Origin of the sequence: Enterobacter cloacae complex sp. IR5458, assembly GCF_049238025.1 — a bacterium.
GTDB classification, from domain to species: Bacteria; Pseudomonadota; Gammaproteobacteria; order Enterobacterales; family Enterobacteriaceae; genus Enterobacter; species Enterobacter kobei.
In genome coordinates, this window is the sequence record NZ_JBMKIF010000092.1 from 1 (window position 1) to 3,744 (window position 3,744).

A 3,744-nucleotide genomic window follows, 5' to 3' on the forward strand; every position below is an offset into this window, starting at 1 on the left:
CCGCTGCTATAGTGCAGTCGGCTTCTGACGTTCAGTGCAGCCGTCTTCTGAAAACGACACCATGTGCAAACGATGTCAGAATAGAGTTAAATTTCCTATTGATTGACATATTCCGTCAAAGGTAACAGATTTCATCCTGACACTTTTGCCTTTGGAGGCATCTTGCAAGGTCAACGCATCGGCTATGTCCGCGTCAGCAGCTTCGACCAGAACCCGGAACGGCAATTGGAGGGTGTTCAGGTGGCGCGGGTGTTCACCGACAAGGCTTCTGGCAAGGACACCCAGCGTCCCGAGCTGGAAAGGCTGCTGGCCTTCGTCCGCGAGGGCGACACCGTGGTGGTGCATAGCATGGACAGGCTGGCACGCAACCTTGATGACCTGCGCCGCATCGTCCAAGGGCTGACACAACGGGGCGTGCGCATGGAGTTCGTCAAAGAAGGGCTGAAGTTCACCGGCGAGGACTCACCGATGGCCAATCTGATGCTGTCGGTCATGGGAGCCTTCGCTGAGTTCGAGCGCGCCCTGATCCGCGAACGTCAGCGCGAGGGAATCGTGCTGGCCAAGCAGCGCGGTGCCTACCGGGGACGAAAGAAATCGCTGAACAGCGAACAAATTGCCGAGTTGAAACGGCGAGTTGCGGCAGGCGACCAAAAAACCTTGGTGGCCCGTGACTTCGGCATCAGCCGCGAAACCTTGTACCAGTACCTGCGGGAAGACTGACCATGCCACGCCGCTCAATCCTGTCCGCCACCGAGCGCGAAAGCCTGCTGGCACTGCCAGATGCCAAAGACGAACTGATACGGCACTACACGTTCAACGAAACCGACCTGTCGGTGATCCGTCAGCGTCGCGGCGCCGCGAATCGATTGGGCTTCGCTGTGCAGCTTTGCTACTTGCGATTCCCTGGCACCTTTTTGGGCGTCGATGAGCCTCCGTTTCCGCCCCTGTTGCGCATGGTGGCCGCGCAACTCAAGATGCCAGTGGAAAGTTGGAGCGAGTACGGCCAGCGCGAACAGACACGGCGGGAGCACTTGGTCGAGCTGCAAACGGTTTTTGGGTTCAAGCCCTTCACCATGAGCCACTATCGGCAAGCCGTGCATACATTGACCGAGCTGGCCTTGCAGACCGACAAAGGCATCGTGCTGGCGAGCGCACTTGTCGAGAATCTGCGGCGGCAGAGCATTATCCTGCCCGCCATGAATGCCATCGAGCGCGCAAGCGCCGAGGCCATCACCCGTGCCAACCGACGCATTTACGCGGCGCTGACCGATTCTTTGTTATCACCCCACCGTCAGCGCCTGGACGAACTTCTCAAGCGCAAGGACGGCAGTAAAGTGACGTGGCTGGCATGGCTGCGCCAGTCGCCTGCCAAACCGAACTCTCGCCACATGCTCGAACATATTGAGCGCCTGAAATCCTGGCAAGCACTTGATCTGCCCGCAGGCATCGAGCGGCAGGTTCACCAGAACCGCCTGCTCAAAATCGCTCGTGAAGGTGGCCAGATGACGCCTGCTGATCTGGCAAAGTTCGAGGTGCAACGACGCTATGCCACGCTGGTAGCGCTGGCCATCGAAGGCATGGCCACCGTCACCGATGAAATCATCGACCTTCACGATCGCATCATCGGCAAGCTGTTCAACGCGGCCAAGAACAAGCATCAGCAGCAGTTCCAGGCTTCCGGCAAGGCGATCAACGACAAGGTGCGGATGTATGGGCGCATCGGTCAAGCGTTGATTGAGGCCAAGCAAAGCGGCAGCGATCCGTTCGCCGCCATCGAGGCCGTTATGCCCTGGGACACCTTCGCCGCCAGCGTCACCGAAGCGCAAACATTGGCGCGGCCTGCCGACTTTGATTTCCTGCACCACATCGGTGAAAGCTATGCCACGCTACGCCGCTACGCGCCGCAGTTCCTGGGCGTGCTCAAATTGCGGGCTGCGCCCGCCGCCAAGGGTGTGCTCGATGCCATCGACATGCTGCGCGGCATGAACAGCGACAGCGCGCGCAAGGTGCCCGCCGATGCGCCAACCGCATTCATCAAGCCGCGCTGGGCAAAGCTGGTTCTGACCGACGACGGCATCGACCGGCGTTACTACGAGTTATGCGCCCTGTCGGAGCTGAAGAACGCGCTGCGCTCCGGTGATGTCTGGGTGCAGGGTTCTCGCCAGTTCAAGGACTTCGACGAATACCTGGTGCCGGTCGAGAAGTTCGCCACTTTGAAGCTGGCCAGCGAATTGCCGCTGGCAGTGGCCACCGACTGCGACCAATACCTGCATGACCGGTTGGAATTGTTGGAGGCGCAACTCGCCACAGTCAACCGCATGGCTGCGGCCAACGACTTACCGGATGCCATCATCACCACCGCGTCAGGCCTGAAGATCACGCCGCTGGACGCGGCAGTACCAGACGCCGCGCAAGCCATGATCGACCAGACAGCTATGCTGCTGCCGCACCTCAAAATCACCGAGTTGCTGATGGAGGTCGATGAATGGACGGGCTTCACCCGCCACTTCACACACCTGAAGACCAGCGACACGGCCAAGGACAAAACCTTGCTGTTGACGACGATCCTGGCCGACGCGATCAACCTGGGTCTGACCAAAATGGCCGAGTCCTGCCCTGGCACCACCTACGCCAAGCTGTCTTGGCTGCAAGCCTGGCACATCCGCGATGAAACCTATTCGACGGCGCTGGCCGAGCTGGTGAATGCGCAGTTTCGGCAACCCTTCGCCGGCAACTGGGGTGACGGCACCACGTCATCGTCGGACGGCCAGAACTTCAGAACCGGCAGCAAAGCAGAAAGCACTGGTCATATCAACCCGAAGTATGGAAGCAGTCCAGGACGGACTTTCTACACCCATATCTCCGACCAGTACGCGCCCTTCAGTGCCAAGGTGGTCAACGTGGGCATTCGTGATTCAACTTACGTGCTTGATGGCCTGCTGTACCACGAGTCGGACTTGCGCATCGAGGAACACTACACCGACACGGCAGGCTTCACCGATCACGTGTTTGGCTTGATGCATTTGCTGGGATTTCGCTTCGCGCCGCGTATCCGTGACTTGGGCGAAACCAAGCTATTCATCCCCAAGGGCGATGCCGCCTATGACGCGCTCAAGCCGATGATTAGCAGCGACAGGCTGAACATCAAGCAAATACGCGCCCATTGGGATGAAATTCTGCGGCTGGCCACCTCCATCAAGCAAGGCACGGTAACGGCTTCGCTGATGCTGCGCAAACTCGGCAGCTACCCGCGCCAGAACGGCTTGGCCGTGGCGTTGCGCGAGCTGGGGCGCATCGAGCGCACGCTGTTCATTTTGGATTGGCTGCAAAGCGTGGAGCTGCGCCGCCGCGTCCATGCGGGGCTGAATAAGGGCGAGGCGCGCAACGCGCTGGCCAGGGCGGTCTTCTTCTACCGATTGGGTGAAATCCGCGACCGCAGTTTTGAGCAGCAGCGCTACCGGGCCAGCGGCCTCAATCTGGTGACGGCGGCCATCGTGTTGTGGAACACGGTATATCTGGAGCGTGCCACCAGTGCTTTGCGTGGCAACGGCACGGCGCTGGACGACACATTGTTGCAATATCTGTCGCCGCTGGGGTGGGAGCACATCAACCTGACCGGCGATTACCTATGGCGCAGCAGCGCCAAGGTCGGTGCGGGGAAGTTTAGGCCATTGCGACCGCTGCCACCGGCTTAGCGTGCTTTATTTAATGAGATGGTCACTCCCTCCTTCCCGGTACTATGCT

Annotated in this window: 2 protein-coding genes; both read left to right on the top strand. The window is 59.7% G+C overall.

Annotated elements, in window-relative coordinates; genetic code table 11:
* Positions 1 to 162 precede the first annotated feature (162 nt).
* Complete coding sequence (locus tag ACOTYN_RS25905; RefSeq protein ID WP_001162012.1) at positions 163 to 720, top strand: recombinase family protein; 558 nt, start codon at positions 163 to 165, stop codon at positions 718 to 720.
* Positions 721 to 722: 2 nt separating this feature from the next.
* Complete coding sequence (locus tag ACOTYN_RS25910; RefSeq protein WP_001138073.1) at positions 723 to 3,695, top strand: Tn3 family transposase; 2,973 nt, start codon at positions 723 to 725, stop codon at positions 3,693 to 3,695.
* Positions 3,696 to 3,744 lie beyond the last annotated feature (49 nt).